This is a genomic window from Lebetimonas sp. JS138, assembly GCF_000523335.1.
In the GTDB taxonomy this organism is placed as follows: domain Bacteria; phylum Campylobacterota; class Campylobacteria; order Campylobacterales; family Nautiliaceae; genus Lebetimonas.
Genome location: NZ_ATHT01000001.1, coordinates 1,454,242 through 1,475,858 on the forward strand (window position 1 = coordinate 1,454,242; position 21,617 = coordinate 1,475,858).

20 protein-coding genes are annotated in these 21,617 nt (G+C 32.4%); 17 read left to right on the forward strand and 3 right to left on the reverse strand.

Features of this window, described 5'->3' with window-relative positions:
* Position 1 precedes the first annotated feature (1 nt).
* The 9 genes from DZ67_RS0108215 to DZ67_RS0108255 all read left to right on the forward strand — a co-directional run bounded on the left by DZ67_RS0108215 (position 2) and on the right by DZ67_RS0108255 (position 12,171).
* Positions 2-385 carry a NifB/NifX family molybdenum-iron cluster-binding protein gene (locus DZ67_RS0108215; RefSeq protein WP_024788158.1) on the forward strand — a complete coding sequence of 128 codons (384 nt, stop codon included), beginning with the start codon at positions 2-4 and terminating at the stop codon, positions 383-385.
* On the forward strand, positions 366-755 hold the full coding sequence (locus DZ67_RS0108220) for a DUF362 domain-containing protein (RefSeq protein WP_024788159.1): 390 nt from the start codon (positions 366-368) through the stop codon (positions 753-755). The genes DZ67_RS0108215 and DZ67_RS0108220 overlap by 20 nt, the downstream gene beginning before the upstream one ends.
* Before the next feature lie 10 nt (positions 756-765).
* Complete coding sequence (locus tag DZ67_RS0108225; protein ID WP_024788160.1) at positions 766-1,191, forward strand: DUF362 domain-containing protein; 426 nt, start codon at positions 766-768, stop codon at positions 1,189-1,191.
* Between the two features lie 334 nt (positions 1,192-1,525).
* Complete coding sequence (gene hsdR, locus DZ67_RS0108230) at positions 1,526-3,898, forward strand: EcoAI/FtnUII family type I restriction enzme subunit R (RefSeq protein ID WP_024788161.1); 2,373 nt, start codon at positions 1,526-1,528, stop codon at positions 3,896-3,898.
* 3 nt (positions 3,899-3,901) lie between these two features.
* Positions 3,902-4,903, forward strand: a complete 1,002-nt coding sequence (locus DZ67_RS0108235; RefSeq protein ID WP_024791021.1) for a virulence RhuM family protein — start codon at positions 3,902-3,904, stop codon at positions 4,901-4,903.
* A 1-nt stretch (position 4,904) separates the two neighbouring features.
* Positions 4,905-6,344, forward strand: a complete 1,440-nt coding sequence (locus DZ67_RS0108240; protein ID WP_024788163.1) for a class I SAM-dependent DNA methyltransferase — start codon at positions 4,905-4,907, stop codon at positions 6,342-6,344.
* Entirely contained in the window at positions 6,341-7,999 is a 1,659-nt protein-coding gene (locus tag DZ67_RS10300) for a restriction endonuclease subunit S (protein WP_024788164.1), read from the forward strand. Before DZ67_RS0108240 ends, DZ67_RS10300 begins: the two co-directional genes overlap by 4 nt.
* Positions 7,996-10,176, forward strand: coding sequence for an AAA family ATPase (locus tag DZ67_RS0108250; RefSeq protein WP_024788165.1), 2,181 nt, complete (start codon positions 7,996-7,998; stop codon positions 10,174-10,176). Before DZ67_RS10300 ends, DZ67_RS0108250 begins: the two co-directional genes overlap by 4 nt.
* A gap of 204 nt (positions 10,177-10,380) precedes the next feature.
* The gene (locus DZ67_RS0108255) at positions 10,381-12,171 is read left to right on the forward strand and encodes a GmrSD restriction endonuclease domain-containing protein (protein ID WP_024788166.1); all 1,791 of its coding nucleotides are present in this window, start codon (positions 10,381-10,383) and stop codon (positions 12,169-12,171) included.
* 26 nt (positions 12,172-12,197) lie between these two features.
* Here the strand turns inward: DZ67_RS0108255 and clpX are convergent, their stop codons facing one another.
* Genes clpX through DZ67_RS0108270 form a run of 3 tightly spaced genes read right to left on the reverse strand, consistent with a single transcriptional unit; the run spans position 12,198 to position 14,763 of the window.
* Positions 12,198-13,409, reverse strand: coding sequence for an ATP-dependent Clp protease ATP-binding subunit ClpX (gene clpX / locus DZ67_RS0108260; RefSeq protein ID WP_024791023.1), 1,212 nt, complete (start codon positions 13,407-13,409; stop codon positions 12,198-12,200).
* Between the two features lie 11 nt (positions 13,410-13,420).
* Positions 13,421-14,263 carry an SIR2 family protein gene (locus DZ67_RS0108265; RefSeq protein WP_024791988.1) on the reverse strand — a complete coding sequence of 281 codons (843 nt, stop codon included), beginning with the start codon at positions 14,261-14,263 and terminating at the stop codon, positions 13,421-13,423.
* Complete coding sequence (locus tag DZ67_RS0108270) at positions 14,260-14,763, reverse strand: hypothetical protein (protein ID WP_024788169.1); 504 nt, start codon at positions 14,761-14,763, stop codon at positions 14,260-14,262. Before DZ67_RS0108270 ends, DZ67_RS0108265 begins: the two co-directional genes overlap by 4 nt.
* Before the next feature lie 93 nt (positions 14,764-14,856).
* On the opposite strand from DZ67_RS0108270, the gene nifB reads away from it, so the two are divergent.
* From nifB to DZ67_RS0108310, 8 genes are all read left to right on the forward strand, one after another.
* Entirely contained in the window at positions 14,857-16,266 is a 1,410-nt protein-coding gene (gene nifB / locus DZ67_RS0108275) for a nitrogenase cofactor biosynthesis protein NifB (RefSeq protein ID WP_024788170.1), read from the forward strand.
* Positions 16,263-17,375, forward strand: coding sequence for a homocitrate synthase (gene nifV, locus DZ67_RS0108280; RefSeq protein WP_035907250.1), 1,113 nt, complete (start codon positions 16,263-16,265; stop codon positions 17,373-17,375). Before nifB ends, nifV begins: the two co-directional genes overlap by 4 nt.
* Positions 17,366-18,181, forward strand: coding sequence for a GNAT family N-acetyltransferase (locus DZ67_RS0108285; protein WP_024788172.1), 816 nt, complete (start codon positions 17,366-17,368; stop codon positions 18,179-18,181). Before nifV ends, DZ67_RS0108285 begins: the two co-directional genes overlap by 10 nt.
* A 12-nt stretch (positions 18,182-18,193) precedes the next feature.
* Entirely contained in the window at positions 18,194-18,382 is a 189-nt protein-coding gene (locus DZ67_RS0108290; protein ID WP_024788173.1) for a CCE_0567 family metalloprotein, read from the forward strand.
* 10 nt (positions 18,383-18,392) lie between these two features.
* Positions 18,393-18,659: a hypothetical protein gene (locus tag DZ67_RS0108295; protein ID WP_024788174.1), complete on the forward strand. Its 267-nt coding sequence runs from the start codon at positions 18,393-18,395 to the stop codon at positions 18,657-18,659.
* A 1-nt stretch (position 18,660) separates the two neighbouring features.
* On the forward strand, positions 18,661-20,160 hold the full coding sequence (locus DZ67_RS0108300; protein ID WP_024791989.1) for a GNAT family N-acetyltransferase: 1,500 nt from the start codon (positions 18,661-18,663) through the stop codon (positions 20,158-20,160).
* Positions 20,161-20,291: 131 nt separating this feature from the next.
* The gene (nifH, locus tag DZ67_RS0108305; protein ID WP_024788176.1) at positions 20,292-21,203 is read left to right on the forward strand and encodes a nitrogenase iron protein; all 912 of its coding nucleotides are present in this window, start codon (positions 20,292-20,294) and stop codon (positions 21,201-21,203) included.
* A gap of 19 nt (positions 21,204-21,222) precedes the next feature.
* Positions 21,223-21,603, forward strand: a complete 381-nt coding sequence (locus DZ67_RS0108310; protein WP_024788177.1) for a hypothetical protein — start codon at positions 21,223-21,225, stop codon at positions 21,601-21,603.
* Positions 21,604-21,617: the final 14 nt, after the last annotated feature.

A 21,617-nucleotide genomic window follows, 5' to 3' on the forward strand; every position in this document is an offset into this window, starting at 1 on the left:
TATGCTAATTGCTTTTGCATCAAACGACGGGGAAAAAATAAACGAGCATTTTGGATGGTGCAAAAATTTTTTTATTTATAAAGTAGATAAAGATAAAAATGAGTTTGTTGAAAAAGTAGAATTTGTAAGCGAACCTGATGAAGAGAGGGAAAAACTTTTGTTTAAATTCGGAAAATTAAAAGAGTGTGATTTACTTTATTGCATACAAATAGGACCGGGAGCTTCAAAAATAGCAAACTCTTTTAATATTTTCCCTGTGAAAGTGGATAAAAACGAAAGTATAAAAGATGCAATTGAAAAAATTCAGAATATGTTAAAAAACAATCCTCCGATATGGTTACTCAGGATTTATAAAAGGAGTCAAAATGGCGGTAATGATTACTGATTTATGTACAAACTGCGGGGCATGTATAGATGAATGTCCGGCAACAGCTATAGTTAGTGTGGACAATTCACCTTTGGAATTTGCAGAGTTTACTTATGTAAAACCGGAAAAATGTATAGAATGTGTCGATTCGGCTGTCCCTAAATGTGCGGATGTGTGTCCTGTGGATGACTGTATTGTATGGGATATGCCTTATATTGAGGAATTTAACGACTATTTTGTAAACAGTGACAATTATGTAATAAGAGTGCATAAGAAAAAAGGGCTTATGTCACCTAAAGTTTCACCAAAGCCCTACAGGGAAAATATTTCCATTGAACTAAGAAAAGCACACGTAAGTGTGGGAGAAACGCTTAAATTATATAAATAAGGAGAAAAAAATGGCTGTAATTATAGGAGAAAGCTGTATAAACTGCGATGCATGCAGACAGGTTTGCCCGGTTAACGCAATTGTTGATGATTTATCAAACCCTACAGGTGAAAAACGTTATTATGTAAAACCTGAAGTATGTATTGAGTGCGCAGGTGTTTATGAGGACCCGCAATGTGCGGCTATATGTCCATCAACCGGTACAATAACATGGGATTACCCTTATACTAAAGAATTTGAAAATTATTTTTTAAATTCCCCTAAATATAAAATAGGCACTACAAAAAGCGGTAAACTTAAAACCCCTACATTAAGAGGTAAAAAATACAGAAAAGATATTCCTCTGGAATTAAGGGGCATTGGAAAAGAAGTTCAGGAAATTCCCGAGGATTTGAGTGAAATAAAAGTATTTAATTCAATTGTTCGCTCTTTTTAAATCATATAAACTGTTTTTTAAAAGGCACTGACTAAATGGTAAAATATATAAGAATAACTACAAAGATAAAAATATGACAGCTTCAGGGCTTCATTTTGCTAACGCACCGCTCAAATTTTGCTAAAAATTGCAAACGCAAGCGCCTTTACGGGTTGAGTGCAATTTTTTAAACGTAAAATTTTCGCTAAATTCCGCTACGCTGTCATATTTTTACTTTTCCGTTATTTAGTCAGTGCCTTTCAAAAGTAAATTTTATTAAAATATGTTATTATTATATGAACTAATTTTCTCAAATATATTGGAAAATATAAAAAATTAAAATAAGATTTGAAAAATGAATAAAAAAGACCTGTCAGAAGCGGATATAAAAGCAAAATTTATCACACCTGCATTATTGAAAGCCGGTTGGGATGAACAAACCCAAATTGGAAGAGAAGTATATTTTACTGATGGTCGAATCTATGTAAAAGGGAAAATTACAACAAGAGGAAAAAGAAAATTTGCAGATTATATTCTGTTTTACAAACCCAATGTCCCTATTGCAATAATTGAGGCAAAAGACAATAAACATTCAGTAAAAAGTGGTATTCAACAAGCTCTTGGATATGCAAATACTTTGGATATTCCTTGTGTTTTCAGCAGTAATGGAGACGGTTTTTATTTCCACGACAAAACAGCAACAGACGGAAAGATTGAAAAAGAATTATCATTAGACCAATTTCCAAGTCCGAAAGAACTTTGGGAGAAATACAAAAAATATAGAGGGATTGAAACCGAAGAAGTTGAAAAAATAGCAAAACAAGATTACCATCAAGACGGTAGCGGTAAAAAACCGAGATATTACCAACAAATAGCAATTAACAGAACAGTTGAAGCCATTGCCAAAGGACAGAAAAGAATATTATTGGTTATGGCAACAGGAACTGGAAAAACTTATACTGCTTTTCAAATAATTTACAGACTTTGGAAAAGCGGTGCAAAAAAACGAATACTTTTTCTTGCAGACAGAACTTCACTCATTGACCAAACAGCCAGAAAAGATTTTGCACCTTTTAAAGAAGCCATGACTATCATAAAGCATAAACAAATAGATACTGCATATAATATTTATTTAGCGTTATACCAAGGACTTTCAGATAGTAAAAGCGAAGATGCTTATAAAAAATTCAGTCCTGATTTTTTCGATTTAATAATTGTTGATGAGTGTCATAGAGGAAGTGCAAGAGAAGACAGTAAATGGCGTGAAATTTTGGAATATTTCAAGAATGCAACGCATATTGGGCTTACTGCCACACCCAAAGAAACAACCGAAGTTTCAAATATTGATTATTTTGGAGAGCCGATTTACACTTATTCATTAAAACAAGGAATTGATGATGGTTTCCTTGCCCCTTACAAAGTTGTAAAAGTGACACTGGATATTGATGCAGAAGGATGGCGACCACCAAAAGGATTTTTAGACAAAGACGGAAATCCGGTTGAAGATAGAATTTACAACCGAACTGATTTTGATAAAAATATTGTTGTTGATGAAAGACGAGAATTAGTTGCAAAGAAAATTACTGAATTTTTAAAAGGTTACGACCGCTTTGCTAAAACTATTGTTTTTTGTGTTGACATTGAACACGCAGAAGGAATGAGAACTGCTTTGGCTAACGCCAATGCCGATTTATTCAAAGAGAACAACAAATATGTAATGCAAATTACAGGCGATAATGAAGAAGGTAAGAGAGAATTAGACAGTTTTATCAATCCAAGTGAGCCTTATCCTGTTATTGCAACGACTTCAAAATTAATGACAACAGGCGTTGATGCTCAAACCTGCAAACTGATTGTTTTAGATAGCAATATATGCTCAATGACAGAATTTAAACAGATTATAGGCAGAGGCACACGAATAAATGAGGAATACGGGAAAACCTATTTTACAATTATGGATTTTCGTAATGTTACCAATCTGTTTGCAGACCCTGCGTTTGACGGTGAACCTGTAATGATAAAAGATGTAACACAAGACGACGATTTAACAAATTTAGAGGATGAAACAACAGATGAACCAATTACCGATATTTTAGACGGTGAAGAAGTTGAATTTCCTTACCAATATGAAATTGAAGGCGGAGGAGAAATTGTCGCCGAGCCAAGAGTAAAATATTATGTCAACGGCGTAGATGTAAATATTATCAACGAAAGAGTGCAATATCTTGATGAAAATGGTAAAATTATTACTGAAAGTTTAAAAGATTATACACGGAAAAATGTTTTAAAACAATTTCAAAGTTTGGATGATTTTTTGAACAAATGGAATAATTCGGAGAAAAAAGAGGCAATCATAAAAGAATTGGAAGAACAAGGAATTTTATTTGACGCTCTAAAAGATGAAGTAGGCAAAGATTTTGACCTATTCGATTTGATTTGCCATATTGCATATGATGCAAAACCATTAACAAGAAAAGAACGGGCAAATCAGGTGAAAAAGCGTAATTATTTTACAAAATATGGAGAAAAAGCAAGACTTGTTTTGGAAAAACTATTAGATAAATATGCCGATGACGGGTTATTAACCATTGAAAGCACAGAAGTATTAAAATTAGACCCATTAAATAAATTGGGAACACCAATTGAATTGATAAAAGCATTTGGTTCTAAACAAAAATATCTTGAAGCATTGAAAGAATTAGAAAAAGAACTTTATAAGGTAGCATAGTTTATGAAAGAAAATCAAATCATCATATACAATACTGATGACGGCAAAGCATCTGTTTCTTTGATGGCAAAGGACGGAACAGTTTGGATGAATCAAAATCAATTGGCCGAACTTTTTGCCACCACAAAACAAAATATCAGCCTGCACATTCAAAATATTCTGAAAGAAGGAGAGTTAGACGAACTTTCAGTTGTCAAGGAATACTTGACAACTGCCACAGATGGTAAGAAATACAAAGTTACTTTCTACTCTTTGGATATGATTCTTGCCATTGGATTTAGAGTAAGAAGTAAAAGAGGAACTCAATTTAGAATTTGGGCAAATCGAAACTTAAAAGAGTATATGGTCAAAGGTTTTGTAATGGATGACGAACGCCTGAAAAATCCTGATGGCAGACCCGATTATTTTGATGAACTATTGGAGCGTATTCGTGAAATACGGGCTTCTGAAAAAAGATTTTACCAAAAAATAAGAGACCTTTTTAAACTAAGCAGCGATTATGACAAAACCGATAAAGCTACTCAAATGTTTTTTACCGAAACACAAAATAAGTTGCTATTTGCCGTTACCGGACAAACTGCTGCAGAAATCATTGTTTCGCGTGCCGATGCCAACAAACCCAATATGGCACTTACTTCTTGGAGAGGTGGAATCGTTAGAAAACAAGATATTTATATTGCAAAAAATTATTTAACAAAAGATGAGATTGATACGCTTAACAGACTGGTTGTAATTTTCCTTGAAACAGCCGAATTAAGAGCAAAAAACAGACAAGATATTACAATAGATTTTTGGCGGGAAAATGTAGATAAGATACTTGAATTAAACGATAAACAAATTCTTAACCATAAAGGCAAAATATCAAACAAGGAAATGGAAAAATTAGTCAGTAAAATTTATGATAAATTTGATGAAAAACGAAAAAAATACGAAGCTGAATTAGCCGATAAAGAAGATTTAAAAGAAATTGAAAACCTTGAAAAACAATTAAAAAAGAGGAAGTAATATGGCAAATGTATCAGCTGTAATAAACAGTATCAGAAATATAATGAGGCAAGACAGAGGTATCTCTGGCGATGCTCAACGATTAGAGCAATTGGGTTGGATGTTGTTTTTAAAAATAATGGACGACAAAGACCAAGAACTTGAAATCATAAAAGATGATTATGAATCGGTAATTCCTGAAAAATTTCAATGGAGAAATTGGGCAAGCGACCCCGAAGGAATTACAGGCGATGAACTTTTGAATTTTATAGACAGCAATGCCCAAAACGATAAAGGACTTTTTGCAACATTGCGAGAACTGACAAGCATTAAAAACCCCAAACGAGCCGCTATTGTCCGAGAAGTTTTTGAAGGCTCAAACAACTATATGAAGTCTGGCTACGAAATGCGAAAAGTCATCAATAAACTTAACGAAATTGACTTTAATAATTCGGAAGACAAGCATATTTTTGGTAATATTTACGAAAGCATTTTACAAGAATTGCGTGATGCAGGAAACAAAGGCGAATATTACACACCAAGAGCAATAACGCAGTTAATGACCCAAATGACCGACCCGAAATTGGGCGAAAAAGTGCTTGACCCTGCTGCCGGAACAGGAGGTTTTTTAACCGCAGCAATTGACCATATACGAGCAAATTATGTAAAAACCGTTGATGATGAACATATTTTGCAAAAAAGCATTACAGGTTGGGAACTTAAACCAGTTGCTTATGTTTTGGGCTTAACCAATTTGATTTTGCACGAAATGGATGTTCCCGATTATGTATATAAAGACAGTTTAAAAACCGAATACAACAGCATTGGAAGAAAAGACCAAGTTGATGTAATACTTGCCAATCCACCTTTTGGAGCAAGTATTGCCGATGGCGTGGAAACCAATTTCCCTAAAACTTACCGCACCAAAGAATCTGCCGACTTGTTTGTGATTTTAATGTTACAACTATTAAAACCCAAAGGACGGGCTGCTATTGTTTTGCCCGATGGCTCAATTACCGGTGATGGTGTAAAAATGCGAATAAGACAAAAATTGCTGACCGAATGCAACTTGCATACGATTATCCGTTTACCGCAAAGCACATTTTTTCCTGCTACTGTAAGCACTAATTTGTTGTTTTTTGAAAAAGGAAGTCCTACAAAAGAGATTTGGTATTATGAACACCGTTTACCCGAAGGACAAAAATCTTACAGCAAAACAAAACCAATAAGATTTGAAGAATTTAAACCGCTTATTGAGTGGTGGAACAACCGTAAAGAAAGCGAGGTAGCTTGGAAAGTAAAAGTAGAAGATTTAAAAGATTGGGATTTGGATATTAAAAATCCGAATACAAAAGTGGAAGAAATAAACTATACAACAGCCGAGGCAATAACCATTTTTCAGAATTCATTGAATAGGATGAATGAGTTGTTTCAAGAGATAAAAAAGGGGTTGGATATATGAAAAAGGGAGATTTGTTAAAAAATATAAAACAAGCTATTTTACAGCAAGCCATACAAGGCAAACTAACCAAAGATTGGCGAAAACAAAACCCGGATGTTGAACCGGCAAGCGAACTTTTAAAACGCATAAAAGCAGAAAAAGAAAAACTGATTAAAGAGAAAAAAATCCGCAAAGAAAAACCGCTACCGCCAATCACACAAGAGGAAATCCCTTTTGAATTGCCTGATGGTTGGGTGTGGGTAATTTTAGACGAAATATCATTATTCAAGAATGGTAAAGCCCACGAACAATTTGTTGATTCTAATGGTAAATACATTTTAATTAATTCAAAATTTGTTTCAACTAATGGTGCTGTCGTTAAATATACTGGTAATCAAATGATGCCAATGTATAAAAATGAAATAGCAATCGTAATGAGTGATGTTCCTAATGGACGGGCTTTAAGTCGCTGTTTTTTAATTGACGAAAACGATAAATACTCTCTAAATCAGAGAATCGGAGGCATTATACCGCTTTCAGGTATTTACCATAAATACTTAATTAAAGTATTAGATAGAAATAAATATTATTTATCTTTCAATGATGGGAAAAAACAAACAAATCTAAAAAAATCACAAATAATGTCTTGCCCTATCCCAGTTCCCCCACTTGCCGAGCAAAAAGCCATAGTAGAAAAAGTAGAAAGTTTAATGCAACAATGTGATATGGTGGATAGAGGTGAAAATATTGACAATATGCCTGTTATTCATCCGCAAGCCAGAAGATTGATAAAGCTGTATGATAAAATAAATAAAACAATAAATGAAATCCAAATCCAAAAAGAAAGCGTTAACCAACTCAAACAATCCATTTTACAAGAAGCTATACAAGGTAAGTTAACGGCCGACTGGCGAAAACAAAACCCTAATATTGAACCTGCAAGCGAACTTTTAAAACGCATAAAAGCAGAAAAAGAAAAACTGATTAAAGAGAAAAAAATCCACAAAGAAAAACCGCTACCGCATATCACAGAAGATGAAATTCCTTTTGAGCTGCCTGATGGTTGGGTTTGGTGTTATATAAGTGAATTAGCAGAATTATACACTGGTAACAGTATAAATAAATCAGAAAAAGAAGCTAAATATACAAAACAACAAAAAGGGTTTATTTATATTGGGACAAAAGATGTAGAATTTAATATGAGAGGAATAAACTACAATTCTGGCGTTATTATTCCTACAAAAGAATTAGAAAAATTCAAAATTGCACCTAAAAATACAGTATTGATTTGTATTGAAGGTGGTAGTTCTGGTAAAAAAATCGGTATTACCGCACAAGATGTATGTTTTGGCAATAAACTTTTAGTTGCAAATACATACATAAATGAACTTTCAAAATATTTATATTATTTGTATAACTCTCCACATTTTAAATCTGAATTTGATAAACAAAGAAAAGGGTTAAGAGGAGGTGTATCTGTAAATTCATTTAAAAATATTAAAATTGCCCTTCCCCCGCTTGCCGAACAAAAAGCCATAGTTGAAAAAGTAGAAAACTTAATGCAAAAAGTATCGGCAATGGAAGAAGAGATACTAAAAAGCGAAAAAAATGCCGAAATATTGATGCAAGCGGTATTAAAAGAAGCGTTTGAGGGTAAAAAAGAAGTCGAAGAATGATAACTAAAATCAAATTACATAAAACAGCATCTTATGCAGATGTAGTTGAAATTGAACCCAAAGCAATTAATTATTTTTTTGGTAGCAATGGAACAGGTAAATCATCATTAGGAAAAGTGATTGCTGATATTTCTACTTATCCACACTGTAATTTAGAATGGGCAACTTCACCAATAGATGTTTTTATATACAACAAACAGTTTGTTCAAGACAGTTTTTCGCAAAGTAACGCAATTAAAGGAATTTTTACATTAGGTAAAGATGCAACTGGTATTCAGAAATTTATAGAAGAAGCAAATGCTAAAATTGGAGATTTTAAAAATAAAATCGAAGGTTTAAATAAGTCTATTGAAACACAAGAAGAAAAATTATCAAAAAAGAGAGATGATGTAGAAGAAAAAGCTTGGGCTTTAAAAAAGAAATATGAAGCATATTTTAAACCTGCATTTAAGGGCTTTATGGGGAGTGCAAAGGATTTTTTTAATAAATGTATTTCTGAACAAAAAAACAGCTCTGATTTACTTGACGAAAAAGAAATTATTGAAAAAAGCAAAAAGGTTTTTAATGATGATTTAAAAGCTTATGACCCTATTGATGAATTTACATTTGATGATTTATCCAAATATGAAAATTCTGAAATTTTAAAAACAAAGATTGTCGGTAAAGAAGATATTGAAATTGGTAAGCTAATACATAAACTTGATAATAGCGACTGGGTAAAAGACGGTGTTAATTATTTACAACAAACTGAAAATATTTGTCCTTTCTGCCAACAATCAATTAGTAAAGATTTGCGTGAACAAATCGAATCATTTTTTGATGAAACTTATGAAAATAAAAAGAAAGAGTTAGCCGATTTTATTCAGAATTATAAAAGTTATGTTAATGGTTTGCTTACAAAATTACAATCATTGATAGGTAGAGATATTCCTATTCTTGATTTTAAGGAGCTAAAAGCTAAAATCGAACTACTAAAAAACACTTATAAAAACAATTTAAGTGAATTAGAAAAAAAACTAAAAACACCGAGTATTCCTATTGGAATTGATAGCTTAGAACCAATATTATCCGAAATATCAGAATTAATTAAGGTATTAAAAAAAGAAGTTGAAGATAATAATAGCACTTTTGAAAATATTAAAACCGAAAAAACTTTATTAAAATCTAAGATTTGGCGATTTATTGTAAATGAATTAGATATTGATTTAAAATCATATAATAAAATAAAATCAGATGTTGAAAAAGCTATAAAAGGGAGAAATGATACACTAAAATTAACCAAAGAAGAAAAAGGCAAACTTGAAACCAAAGTCGCAAAAAAAGAATCGGAAGTTACAAGTGTAAAACCAACAGTAAATGAAATTAACAAGATTTTAAAGCTATTTGGTTTTACAAATTTTATGCTTGAAGAGGCAGATGAAAAAGGATTTTACAAAGTTGTTAGAGAAAACGGAAGCGAAGTAAATGGAACTTTAAGCGAAGGAGAATCAACTTTTTTGACCTTCTTGTATTTTTATCATATGTTAAGAGGTAGCACAAATGATACAGGAGTTGGCAAGGATAAAATTGTAGTAATTGACGACCCTATTTCGAGTTTAGATAGTAATGTTTTATTCATTGTCAGCAACTTAACAAAAGAACTTTTACGAGATGTAAAAAACGGAACTAATGGAATAAAACAGATTTTCATACTTACGCACAATGTTTACTTCTTCAAAGAAGTTACTTTTAAAGGTGGTGGAAATAATAAATGGAAAGAAGAAGCATATTGGATTGTTAGGAAACTAAATAATAAAACACAGATAATAGAACACGAAAAAAATCCGATTAAAACTACTTATGAATTATTGTGGCGTGAATTAGATGATATTGAAAAAATAAATACGGCAACGATTTTCAATACATTACGCAGAATTTTAGAATACTACTTCAATATTTTAGGAGGCCTTGATTATGAAGATGCAATAAGTAAATTTGAAGGGGAAAAACAGATAATTTGCAAATCTCTTATTTCGTGGGTAAATGATGGTTCACATTTTATCAATGATGATTTAGTTGTAGATGCGGAACCTGAAAATGTAGAAAAATACTTGAAAGTTTTTGAGTTAATATTTGAAAAAATGGGACATAAAAGTCATTATGAAATGATGATGAATAATAATGTAAAAAAAGAGTAAAATGCCGACCCTAAAAGCCATACACATTGCCAAGTCGCACAAAGCCGACCGCACAAGCCAAAACTTGGCAATAAGTATGTCTTTGCCAACGCAGAGAAAGATGCTAACAAAATTATTGGTAAACTAAAAATATAGGTTTAAAATCCCACATTATGAATAGCCAAAGCGGGTATTAAAAAGCAATAAACATAAAGGAAATACCATATGAGCTCACAAAAATATACAGTAAATCAGCCGTTAATCGAAACCCTGATATCTTGGGTAAAATCAGGAGAAATAGCAATTCCCGAAATTCAAAGGCCTTTTGTATGGAGTTCTACGAAAGTCAGAGATTTGATGGACAGTTTGTATCAAGGTTATCCAATCGGATATATCATTGCTTGGAGAAACCCAAACATTAAACTCAAAGACGGAAGTTTATCAGAAGGAAAAAAAATATTAATCGATGGTCAACAGAGGATTACCGCTTTAACCGCAGCAATTATCGGACAACAAGTTATAAATAAAGACTATAAAAAAATAAGAATTCAAATAGCATTTAATCCGCTTGAAGAAAAATTTGAGACTTTAACACCTGCTATTGCAAAAGACAAAAAATGGGTAGATGATATTTCAACTGTTTTTAACGGTAATTTATTCGATATAGTTGGAAACTATTTAGAGAAAAATCCTGATGCGGATAAATTAAAAATTCAGACAGTTTTTCAGGATTTGATAAATATTCCCAAAAAACAGATTGGGCTTATAGAATTAAGCGGACATCTCGATATTGAAAAGGTAACAGAAATCTTTATCCGAATTAATAGTCAGGGTGTTGAATTAAGTCAGGCAGATTTTGTTATGTCAAAAATTGCAGCAAATGAAGAATATGGCGGTAATCTTTTGCGAAAAGCAATAGATTATTTTAGCCATTTAGCGATTGCTCCTGAATTTTATTCTCATATTGCTGAAAATGACACTGAATTTTCTAAAACTGAATATTTTCAAAAAATTAGCTGGTTAAAAAATGAAAATGAAGACTTATATGAACCAACCTACAAAGATATTTTAAGAGTTGCATTTACATTCAAATTCAACAGAGGAAAATTAAGTGATTTAGTAAGTTTACTCTCAGGTAGGAATTTTGAAACAAGAGAATTTGAAGAAGAAATTGCCAAACAATCATATAATAATTTAATTATTGGAGTAAAGAACTTTATTAACGAAACAAATTTTAAAAGATTTTTAATGATTATAAAATCCGCAGGTTTTGTTGATAATAGATTGATTAGATCTGTAAATGCGATGAATTTCGCCTATATACTTTACTTAAAATTAAAAGAACAAAACTACAATTCTGCTTTAATTGAAAAATATGTAAAAAAATGGTTTGTCCTTACTTTACTGACCGGGCGATATTCCGGTTCCCCTGAAAGCAGATTTGATTTTGACATAAAAAATATTTCTCAAAAAAATTTCGGCGATTATTTAAAAGAAATTGAGGACGCTCAGTTGTCAGATGCTTTTTGGAATGCAGAATTAATTCAAAGATTAAATACTTCAAGTTCTACAAGTCCTGTATTTAACGTTTTTCTTGCTTCTCAATGCTATTTTAATAATAAAGGTTTTTTATCGAAAGATATTACCGTAAAAAACTTGATTGAACAAAGAGGTGATGTTCACCATATTTTTCCAAGAGACTTATTGAAAAAGAAAGGTCTGACAAGAGGACAGTACAATCAAATTGCTAATTATGTTTATATTCAAAGCGAAATCAATATTAAAATTGGAAATAAACCGATTGAGAAATATTTACACGAGATAAAAGAACAATGCAATGGAGGGGAATTAAAATATGGTGGAATAGTAGAATATTCCTCAATTGAAGATAATTTTAAACAAAATGCAATTCCTGTGGGTATTTTTGAAATGAAAATGGAAGACTATCAAAAATTTTTAATAGAAAGAAGGAAATTAATGTCTGAAAAAATAAGAAACTATTACAAAATAATATAGATAATATATTTTCAACTTTCAAGTATTTAATTCAATTGTTCGCTCTTTTTAAATTCATAAACAGGCTCTTTTTTACTGCCTAAAATAAAATCTTTTGTAATAATACATTTTTGTAAGTTTTCTGTTGTAGGTGCGTAATATAAAACAGGAAGCATTATTTCTTCAATAATTCCCCTAATCCCTCTTGCACCGGTTCCTGTGGAGATCGATTTTTCGGCAATTAAATCAATTGCATCATCTTCAAAAACAAGCTCTATTCCGTCCATGTCAAAAAACGCCTGGTATTGTTTTATTATAGCATTTTTAGGTTCTGTAAGTATCTTAACCATCTGCTCTTTTGTAAGTTCGTTAAGCTGTGCAATAACTGGAATCCTTCCTATAAATTCAGGTATCATTCCGTAATTAATCAAATCTTTTTGTTTTATTTTAAGGTTTTTGTTTTGATTTTCATCATCTTTTACAATAAATCCCATTTTTGTTTCTTTTTTTTTGTTTTTTTCAGGTACTAAATCCACAAATGCCCCGCCGCATATAAATAAAATATGGGATGTGTTTATTAAAACAGTGTCGGAATTGCTTTTTTTATTACCTTTTACAGGCACATACACATCAGAGCCTTCCAGTATTTTTAAAAGTCCCTGCTGCACTCCTTCTCCTGAAACATCCCTTCCTATGGCGGCACTTTCACTTTTTTTTGCAAGTTTGTCTATTTCGTCAATATATATGATGCCTTTTTGTGCAAGTTCAACATTGTAATTTGCCGCAACCAAAAGCCTTGATAATATACTTTCAACATCTTCCCCCACATATCCGGCTTCTGTTAAAGAAGTCGCATCCGCAATGGCAAACGGAACATTTAAAATTTTTGCAAGTGTTTTTGCAAGAAGCGTTTTTCCGCTGCCTGTCGGGCCTATCAGCATAATATTGCTTTTTTCGAGTTCTATGTCATTATATACAGGGTTTTCAATTCTTTTGTAATGGTTATACAGGGCAACTGCCAGTATTTTTTTGGCTTTTTCCTGTCCAATTATATATTTGTCAAGATGTCCCACAATTTTTTCTGGTTTTAACAGTTTAAATGCGGAACTGTTCTTTTTTTTAAGGTAGTTTTCTTTTTGAAGTATTTTAGAACATGTTTTTACACATTCGCTGCAAATTGTTGACTTTTCAGTGGAAAACATTTTTTCCACTTCGCTCTGTTTTCTTCCGCAAAACGAACATATTTTTTCGTTATCCATATTAAACCTTTTTACAGTGATGTTTTTATAAAATATTTGTTAAATTCTTCCAGAGATATCGGAATATGTGTTAAATTATGTCTTTTTAAAAAATTTTCCTCTTTTTTACTAAGAGGGGGTTCTTTTACATAATATCCTCCATCTAAATCCAAAGTCAGTTCATTTGCCACCATCCTTTCTGTGTCTTTTGAAAAATCAGCACCTAAAAAGAGATATTTTTTGCCTTTTCTGTATTTTTTTAAAAAAGCGGGAACCGCAAATCCGCCCATGACTTCTGTAATCCAATCTACATAATCCGCATCTGAAATAATAAAACTAGGCTTTGGAAGAGTCGAACCCATAGGTTTAAAAAGAATTTTTTGTGCGTTTTTCAGCTCTTCATCATCGGTTTTTATATACTGTTTTGTTTGTATATCAAATTTGTAAATTTCATATCTGTAATCATTATCCAAAATTCTTGCTTTTCCTACAATAAGTATATGTTCAACATCCAAAAGCAGTTCCTGAAATTTAGAATCCCTGTTGGTATCAATAATGTATTTAGGATTTAAATTTACAATTTCTTTGTGTATTTCCGTAGGCTCAAACGGTTTGGAATATATCCAGTTTGTCAGCTGTTGGATATATTCATAACCTCTTCTTTGTTCCAAATGCATAGCTGCTCTTGAAAATTCATACATTAGTCTCGGGCTCATTGCTCTGCCGTTATTCATCATTAAAATAAGTGAATCGGAATCATAAGGCATCTGCTCGCCCTCTTTTGTTTTAACATTTTTAAAAATTCCTATACCCAAATAAGGAACTGTTTTATTTTCTTTAATCTCTTTTTTTATGTTTTTAATTAATTCTTTCATATTCCACATCCTTTATTGTTATAAATCTCTTTTGAAGAGATTATTTTTCTTTTTAGTTTTTCTAAATTAAATTTTTGATAAACATCATCAGGATACTCATCATAATATATTGCCCCGTCTTTTGATATTAAAATGAGCGCTTTTGTAATAGTTTCCTTATCTTCCATTTTAATTGTTAAACCGTAAATGTCTGAGAATTCATTATCTTTATCAAACAGGACAATAATGTTTTCAAACGAAGGTAAATTTGTTTCTTCCGGTAAAACCAGATATATATGTATTTTCAAATCTTGTAAAAATTTGTCAGTTTCCATAATTTCACGCATTAATTTTTCGTCAATAAAAGGCATGGTTATTATAAGCTGAGTATCTTTACATTTTTGCGGAAATTCAACCGGGATTGAATTTTTATCATATAAAGTTACCGTTTCTGCCTTGTATCCTATATCAAGCGGTGTGTCTTCTAAATAATAAAATTTATTTTTATATTTTATTTTCAAAACTGCTCCTTTTTTTATGTATATGCAATATTTATTCTATTGTTTAGAACATATATTGCATATAGATAAAAAGTTTTAAATAAGGAGAAAAAAATGAATTCAACAAACAAAAATTTTTTACCGGAAGATATAAAAGAAAAAATAAACAATCATCCGTGTTACTGTGAAGATGCACATCATCATTATGCCCGTATTCATGCGGCTGTGGCTCCTGCATGTAATATTCAGTGCAATTACTGCAACAGAAAATACGACTGTTCTAATGAAAGCCGCCCCGGTGTTACAAGTGAGAGAATGACTCCCGAAGAAGCGATAAAAAAAGTACTTTATGTGGGGGGAGAGGTTCAGCGTCTGAGTGTTTTGGGTATTGCAGGCCCGGGTGACGCCCTTGCAAATCCGAAAAACACATTTGAAACTTTCAGGCTGGTCAGGGAAAAAACGCCTGATCTTAAACTCTGCCTTTCAACAAACGGGCTGGCTCTTCCTGATTATGTGGATGAACTTGTAAAATACGGGGTTGATCATGTCACCGTTACAATAAACAGTGTTGATGAAACAGGGGAAATAGGTTCAAAAATATATTCCTGGGTTTATTACGACCATAAAAGACATTTTGGTAAAGATGCGGCAAAAATTCTGCTTCAAAGACAGCTTGAGGGTATTAAAAAATGTGTGGAAAAGGGTATTTTAATTAAAGCCAATTCCGTTTTAATTCCGGGAATAAACGATAAGCATCTTCCTGAAGTTGCAAAAAAATTAAAAGAAATGGGGGTGTTTTTACACAATATTATGCCTCTTATTTCAGAGCCTGAATACGGAACCAAATTCGGCTTAGAGGGAGTTCCAAGCGCCACTCCGCAACAGGTTATGGAAGTTCAGGAAGCCTGCGGTGTTGATGTAAGGCTTATGAAACACTGTAGACAGTGCAGGGCCGATGCCGTGGGACTTATAGGAGAAGACAGGGGGGCTGAATTTACAAAAGATGTATTTGTAAATAAAAGTTTTGAAGAGCTTGAAAAACATTACAACATTAAAGCAAGAAAAGAAGCGCAAAACAAGATAGAAGAATTTAGAAAAATCCTTGAAAAGGCAAATGAAAGAGCAAGGGAACTTGAAGAAAATCTAAGCTCAGAGAATAAAACCATTTTAGTTGCCGTTACAACCGCAGGTGAGGGAATGATTAACCAGCACTTCGGCTCAGCAAAAGAATTTTTAATTTATAAAGCAGGAGACAGGGGTGTTATGTTTGTTCAACACAGAAAAATAAACAGTGCGTATGCCCAGAGTGTAGGTTCGGAAGATAATATAAAAGAAATTTCAGATGTATTAAAAGACTGTAAGCTGCTTTTAACGGCAAAAATAGGAGAGACTCCGAAAAATGAATTATTAAATGAGGGAATTTCAGTAGATGATTCTTATGCGTTTGAGCCGATAGAAATTTCTGTTTTAAACGCAGCAAGAAAATATTTTAACTTGCCTGAAAAAAAGGAGGTTAGATTATGATTATAAACGACACAACCCTAAGAGACGGAGAGCAGGCCCCTTATGTGGCTTTTAACACAAAAGAAAAAATAGCAATTGCCAAAATGCTTGTGGAGTGTGGTGCAGACGAGCTTGAAATAGGAATTCCGGCTATGGGGGAAGATGAAAAAAGAGATATAAAAACACTGCTTTCTTTAGAACTTGATGTGCGTATGATGACATGGAACAGAGCCGTGATGAAAGATTTGGAAGCCTCACTTGAGTGCGGTGTGAAAGCTGTTGATTTGTCTGTTCCGGTTTCAGACGTATTGATAGATGTTAAATTTAAAGGGAATAAAAATAAAATATTAAACAATCTTGAAAAAACAATTACAGAGGCAAAAAAAGAGGGGGTTTTTGTATGTATAGGGGCTGAGGATTCTTCAAGGGGCAATATGAATTTTATTGTTGAAATTATGAAATTAGGCCGTGAACTCGGAGCCGACAGGTTTAGATTCTGCGATACGGTTGGAATACTTACCCCTTTAAAAACATATGAAATTATTAAAAAGCTGACGTCATTAAATCTTTTGCCTATAGAAATGCACACACATAATGATTTTGGACTTGCAAACGCCAATGCACTAAGCGGTATTGAAGCGGGGGCTCTCAGTTTAAACACAACGGTTATAGGTTTGGGCGAAAGGGCGGGAAATGCTTCGTTTGAACAGGTTTTGATGTCTTTAAAATATTTATACAGCAAAGATGTTGAAATAAAACCGAAATTAATAAAAAAACTTACATTTTTTGTAAGCAGGGCCGCAAATATTACAATACCTCCAAACGCCCCAATAATCGGTAAAAGGCTTTTTGCGCATGAAAGCGGCATACATGCTGATGGTATGATAAAAAACAAAAGAGCCTACGAGCCTTTTGAAGCCGAGGAAGTAGGGGCAAAAAGAGAGTTTCCAATAGGTAAACATTCAGGCTCTTCCACGCTTATGTATCATTTAAAAGCTGCGGGGATAGAGGCTAAAAAAGAGGTTTTAAGAAACCTGGTCCCTAAAATCAGAAAAATAGTAACAAAAAGAAAAAAAGTTCTAAACAGAGCCGAACTTATTAATTATTACAGGAAATATGCGTGTTTATAAGATGGCTTAAATTAATAGATACACCCGAAATAATCTCAATTGCAAAAGAGATGGACATTGAGGTGGACACTTATCATATAAAACTTATACTTACGCATTTTCCGCATTTGTGTTTTGGAATATATAAAGAAAATATGTTAGCGGGCGTAATTCTGACGGTGGAATATGAAAAAAATATTCAGATTAAATATTTTATGGTCAAAAATAATTTTCAGAAAAAAAATTTAGGAAAAAGACTTTTAAAAACGCTGATGGAAATAGCAAAAATGTATAATAAAAATGTTTATTTAATTTTTCCTGAAAAATATCAACTGTTTTTTGAAAATTTCGGTTTTAAAAAAACAGTTGATATAAATAAATGGATAAACAGAGGAAATGTCCCACCTTTTTATTTTTCAAACAAAGAAGCCAAGGAACTTGAATCTTATGATTTTGAAAACAGAGTCCAAATATTAGATTATGAAACATTTAATGAAGAGAGGACATTTTATTTGTTTGAAGAAATGCAAAGGAACAGCTCATTAAAATTTGCACTTCCAGACAGTTTTCAGCATTCTTGCTCTATTACTTCAAAAGATGTTTTTTTAGGACCCTGGATATCAAAGGATGAATATGAAGCGGAAAAAATGATAAAAGGTGTTTTATTTTTCAGGGGGTTAAAAAGAGTAATATCATACAGCCCGGATATTGAAAATATTAACAAACTTTTCAAAAAATACAATTTTGAAAAAACAGAAAAACTGGTTTTTTTAAGCTATGGGGATTGTGAAATAAATTTTAACAATATTTATTCGTTTTCATTTTAAAAGGAGGAAAAAATGGACAAAAAAGAACTAAAAAAAGAACTTGGAAAAAGAAAAAGAAAAGCTGTTGAGCTGGCCGGTCAGATTCATGACATTGTGGAAGATACATTGTGGGTGGATTATAACAAGCTGCCAGAACTCTCAAAAAAAATAGTAGAAGCAGTGGAGGAAGTGGAAAGATTTAAAAAAGAAACCGGACTTTAAAGAGGGGAAAATGAGAACAAAAGAAGAAATTTTACAAATGGAAATATGTGAATGCGGTCAGAAAACTGTAAAACAGGCTATTGAAATTTTTGAGAATACTTCTTTACCTTTTAAAAAGGCAAAAAAATTGGTAACTGAATGCAACAGATGCTGCTGCAGAGAACCTTTAAAAAGATTGTATGATATGCAAAAATTCGGTAAATATGATTTTAAAGAGATAGAAATGCTGATAGAAAAAAGGTGGGAGAGAATAAGAAAACTGGCTGAAGGAGATTAAAATGGATATTAACGGATGGAGTGAACTTAAAAAATGGCTTATTAAACATAAGGCTTTAGGTGAAAATATTGACAATCCTTTATATATTACAAGGTTGAACCTTAGCTCTAAAGAGATAAAAGAACTTCCAGGTTCTATTGAACTGCTTGAAAATCTTGTTACGCTGGATTTAAGTGACAATTTTTTAGAAGCGCTGCCTGAGAGTATTAAAAATTTAAAAAAACTGATAAATTTAAATATATCCAAGAATAATTTTAAAGTTTTGCCTGAAGTTTTGGGTGAAATGAATTTAAAATCGTTAAATGCAAGCGGCAATTTGATAGAAAATGTCGATGTGCTGCAAAAATGTCAGAGTTTAAGGGTTTTAAATCTGAGTTTAAACAGAATAAATGAAATTAATTCACTTGCATTTGATAACAATTTAAGGGTAGTTAATATTTCAAATAACTTTATAAAAGAAATTTCTTCAATTTGTAAATCCCTTTGCAATGTGGAAAGACTTGATATCTCTTCAAATTTAATAAAGGAAATTCCGGATGAAGTGTCATATCTTGTTTCTTTAAATGTTTTAAACGCCCAGGATAATCAAATAAATAAAATTTCTAAAAACTTATACAAACTTCCTGTTGAAGAGCTTGATTTAAGCGGCAATCAGATTTCCGAATTAAAACTTAAAGAAATGGAAGATCTTGAATACCTGATTATTGATAACAATCCTGTACAAAAAATTTATTTAAGAGATGATTTTGCCCCTTATTTGGAAAGCTTTTCCGCCGACGGGTGCGGGCTAAAAGAATTTTTAATGTTTAAATCAGGTGAAATTAAAAATTTGTGCTACAGCTCAAATGAACTTACCGAATTGTCAGAAGAGATAATTAATTATTCAAAGCTTGAAGAATTGTATATTGATGATAACAATATAAAAGATTTACCCGAAAACCTTGCCAATCTTAACAATTTGAAAATATTGTATGTCGAGGGGAACCCTTTAAACGCCCATGCTTTAAAAGTAATAGATATTTTACATCCAAAAATATGTGATATCAAAACAAAAAAAGGAATTGTAATTGAAGAGGCAAAAGAAACAGACCTTCCTGAGATGGCGCATTTAATAGGGGAGCTGTTTTCAATAGAGAAAGATTTTGAAATAGATTTCACTAAACAGTTAACAGGTATAACAAAACTGTATAAACAAAAAGGTAATGTTTTGTTGGTCGCCAGGGATAATGACAAGGTGGTGGGTATGGTTACAATGCAGCGCCTCATTTCAAGTGCGGAAGGTGATTATATAGGGCATGTTGAGGATTTGATTGTAAAAGAAAATTACAGAAATATGGGGATTGGAAGCAGGCTTTTAAATAAAATACGTTCCATTTCCCAACAGCTTGGATATAAAAGAATTCAGCTTGCAGCTGACATAGACAATGAAAATGCCCATATGTTCTACACAAGAAGAGGCTTTTATCAAACGTATCTTAAAGTTTTCCATTACAAAGCGTAAACATTTTTACAAATTTGTTTCTCTTTTGTTTCTTTTTGTCAATATTTTGTATTTTTTTCCGGTTTTTTAACAAAAAAAGATGGAATGCATTATGCACTATAAAAAATGAAAATAAAAATTAAGGAGATAAAATGGCTGAATTAAGACAAATTGCCTTTTACGGAAAAGGCGGAATCGGTAAATCTACTACTTCTCAAAATACATTGGCTTCTATGGCTTATTATTTTGGAAAAAATATAATGATAGTCGGTTGTGACCCTAAAGCGGATTCTACAAGACTTATTTTACACGAAAAAGCTCAGGACACTATTTTACATCTTGCTGCTGAAGCTGGAACAGTTGAAGATTTGGAACTTGAAGATGTGTTAAAACACGGAGCCGGAATTTTTAGTCCGGATACTAAGGGAGGATGGATTAACTGTGCGGAATCCGGAGGGCCTGAACCTGGTGTCGGTTGTGCGGGAAGAGGTGTTATTACAGCGATTAACTTTCTTGAAGAAGAGGGTGCTTATGAAGAGGACGGTTTGGATTTCGTATCTTACGATGTTTTAGGGGACGTTGTTTGCGGCGGTTTTGCTATGCCTATTCGTGAAGGTAAAGCACAGGAAATTTATATTGTTATGTCAGGTGAAATGATGGCCATGTATGCGGCTAACAACATTTCAAAAGGTATTTTGAAATATGCAAACACAGGTGGAGTCAGACTTGCGGGGCTTATTTGTAATGCAAGAATGACAGACAGGGAATATGATTTGGCAAATGCACTTGCTAAAGCATTAGGGACTCAAATGATTCATTTTGTTCCAAGAAACAATATAGTCCAACATGCAGAACTCAGAAGAATGACAGTTGTTGAATATTCTCCTACATCTGATCAGGCTTTGGAATACAAAGAACTTGCAAGAAAAATTATAGAAAATGATTTTAAAGTTATTCCTACACCGCTTGAAATGGATGATTTGGAAGATTTATTAATGGAATTCGGTCTTGAAGAGGATGTTTTGGAAGATGAAGTTGGTAAATCAGCCGAGCCGGTATTATAAAAAATAAAAAGGAGAGAAAATGTTTATAATAGGTTTAAAATTTCCAGCAGATATGGGAAACAATATTCCGGATGAAGAAGTAATAAAAAAACTGGATGCATTTATTGAATCAATTGGCGGAATAGATGACATTAATGCAATTGAACTTGAAATGGGCCCAAGAGGCGGAGATGTGGAAAAAATTGTTTACTGCAATAAAGACACGTTTCTTTTCAAGGCACTGGCAGCTTATTTGAAAGATGACAAATATATTGAAAAAGACGGAGAAAAATATCTGATTTTTACAAACAGGTATCAGATGAGTGAAATTTCAAAAAGGGTTGACAGTGACGATGAAACTATGGATTTATGCAAAAAATTTGATTCTATGGAGCATTTCAGAGTAAAAAAAGCGTCTTAATTTAAGGAGAAAAT

Excerpts from the sequence above, each read along its gene's own strand:
- DZ67_RS0108310 (WP_024788177.1), top strand. The coding sequence starts at position 21,223 with ATGTTTATAATAGGTTTAAAATTTCCAGCAGATATGGGAAACAATATT.
- clpX (WP_024791023.1), bottom strand. The coding sequence starts at position 13,409 with ATGGATAACGAAAAAATATGTTCGTTTTGCGGAAGAAAACAGAGCGAA.
- nifH (WP_024788176.1), top strand. The coding sequence starts at position 20,292 with ATGGCTGAATTAAGACAAATTGCCTTTTACGGAAAAGGCGGAATCGGT.
- DZ67_RS0108250 (WP_024788165.1), top strand. The coding sequence starts at position 7,996 with ATGATAACTAAAATCAAATTACATAAAACAGCATCTTATGCAGATGTA.
- nifB (WP_024788170.1), top strand. The coding sequence starts at position 14,857 with ATGAATTCAACAAACAAAAATTTTTTACCGGAAGATATAAAAGAAAAA.
- DZ67_RS0108225 (WP_024788160.1), top strand. The coding sequence starts at position 766 with ATGGCTGTAATTATAGGAGAAAGCTGTATAAACTGCGATGCATGCAGA.
- DZ67_RS0108265 (WP_024791988.1), bottom strand. The coding sequence starts at position 14,263 with ATGAAAGAATTAATTAAAAACATAAAAAAAGAGATTAAAGAAAATAAA.
- DZ67_RS0108255 (WP_024788166.1), top strand. The coding sequence starts at position 10,381 with ATGAGCTCACAAAAATATACAGTAAATCAGCCGTTAATCGAAACCCTG.
- DZ67_RS0108220 (WP_024788159.1), top strand. The coding sequence starts at position 366 with ATGGCGGTAATGATTACTGATTTATGTACAAACTGCGGGGCATGTATA.
- DZ67_RS0108295 (WP_024788174.1), top strand. The coding sequence starts at position 18,393 with ATGAGAACAAAAGAAGAAATTTTACAAATGGAAATATGTGAATGCGGT.
- DZ67_RS0108215 (WP_024788158.1), top strand. The coding sequence starts at position 2 with ATGCTAATTGCTTTTGCATCAAACGACGGGGAAAAAATAAACGAGCAT.
- DZ67_RS0108235 (WP_024791021.1), top strand. The coding sequence starts at position 3,902 with ATGAAAGAAAATCAAATCATCATATACAATACTGATGACGGCAAAGCA.
- DZ67_RS0108290 (WP_024788173.1), top strand. The coding sequence starts at position 18,194 with ATGGACAAAAAAGAACTAAAAAAAGAACTTGGAAAAAGAAAAAGAAAA.
- DZ67_RS0108240 (WP_024788163.1), top strand. The coding sequence starts at position 4,905 with ATGGCAAATGTATCAGCTGTAATAAACAGTATCAGAAATATAATGAGG.
- hsdR (WP_024788161.1), top strand. The coding sequence starts at position 1,526 with ATGAATAAAAAAGACCTGTCAGAAGCGGATATAAAAGCAAAATTTATC.
- DZ67_RS0108300 (WP_024791989.1), top strand. The coding sequence starts at position 18,661 with ATGGATATTAACGGATGGAGTGAACTTAAAAAATGGCTTATTAAACAT.
- nifV (WP_035907250.1), top strand. The coding sequence starts at position 16,263 with ATGATTATAAACGACACAACCCTAAGAGACGGAGAGCAGGCCCCTTAT.
- DZ67_RS10300 (WP_024788164.1), top strand. The coding sequence starts at position 6,341 with ATGAAAAAGGGAGATTTGTTAAAAAATATAAAACAAGCTATTTTACAG.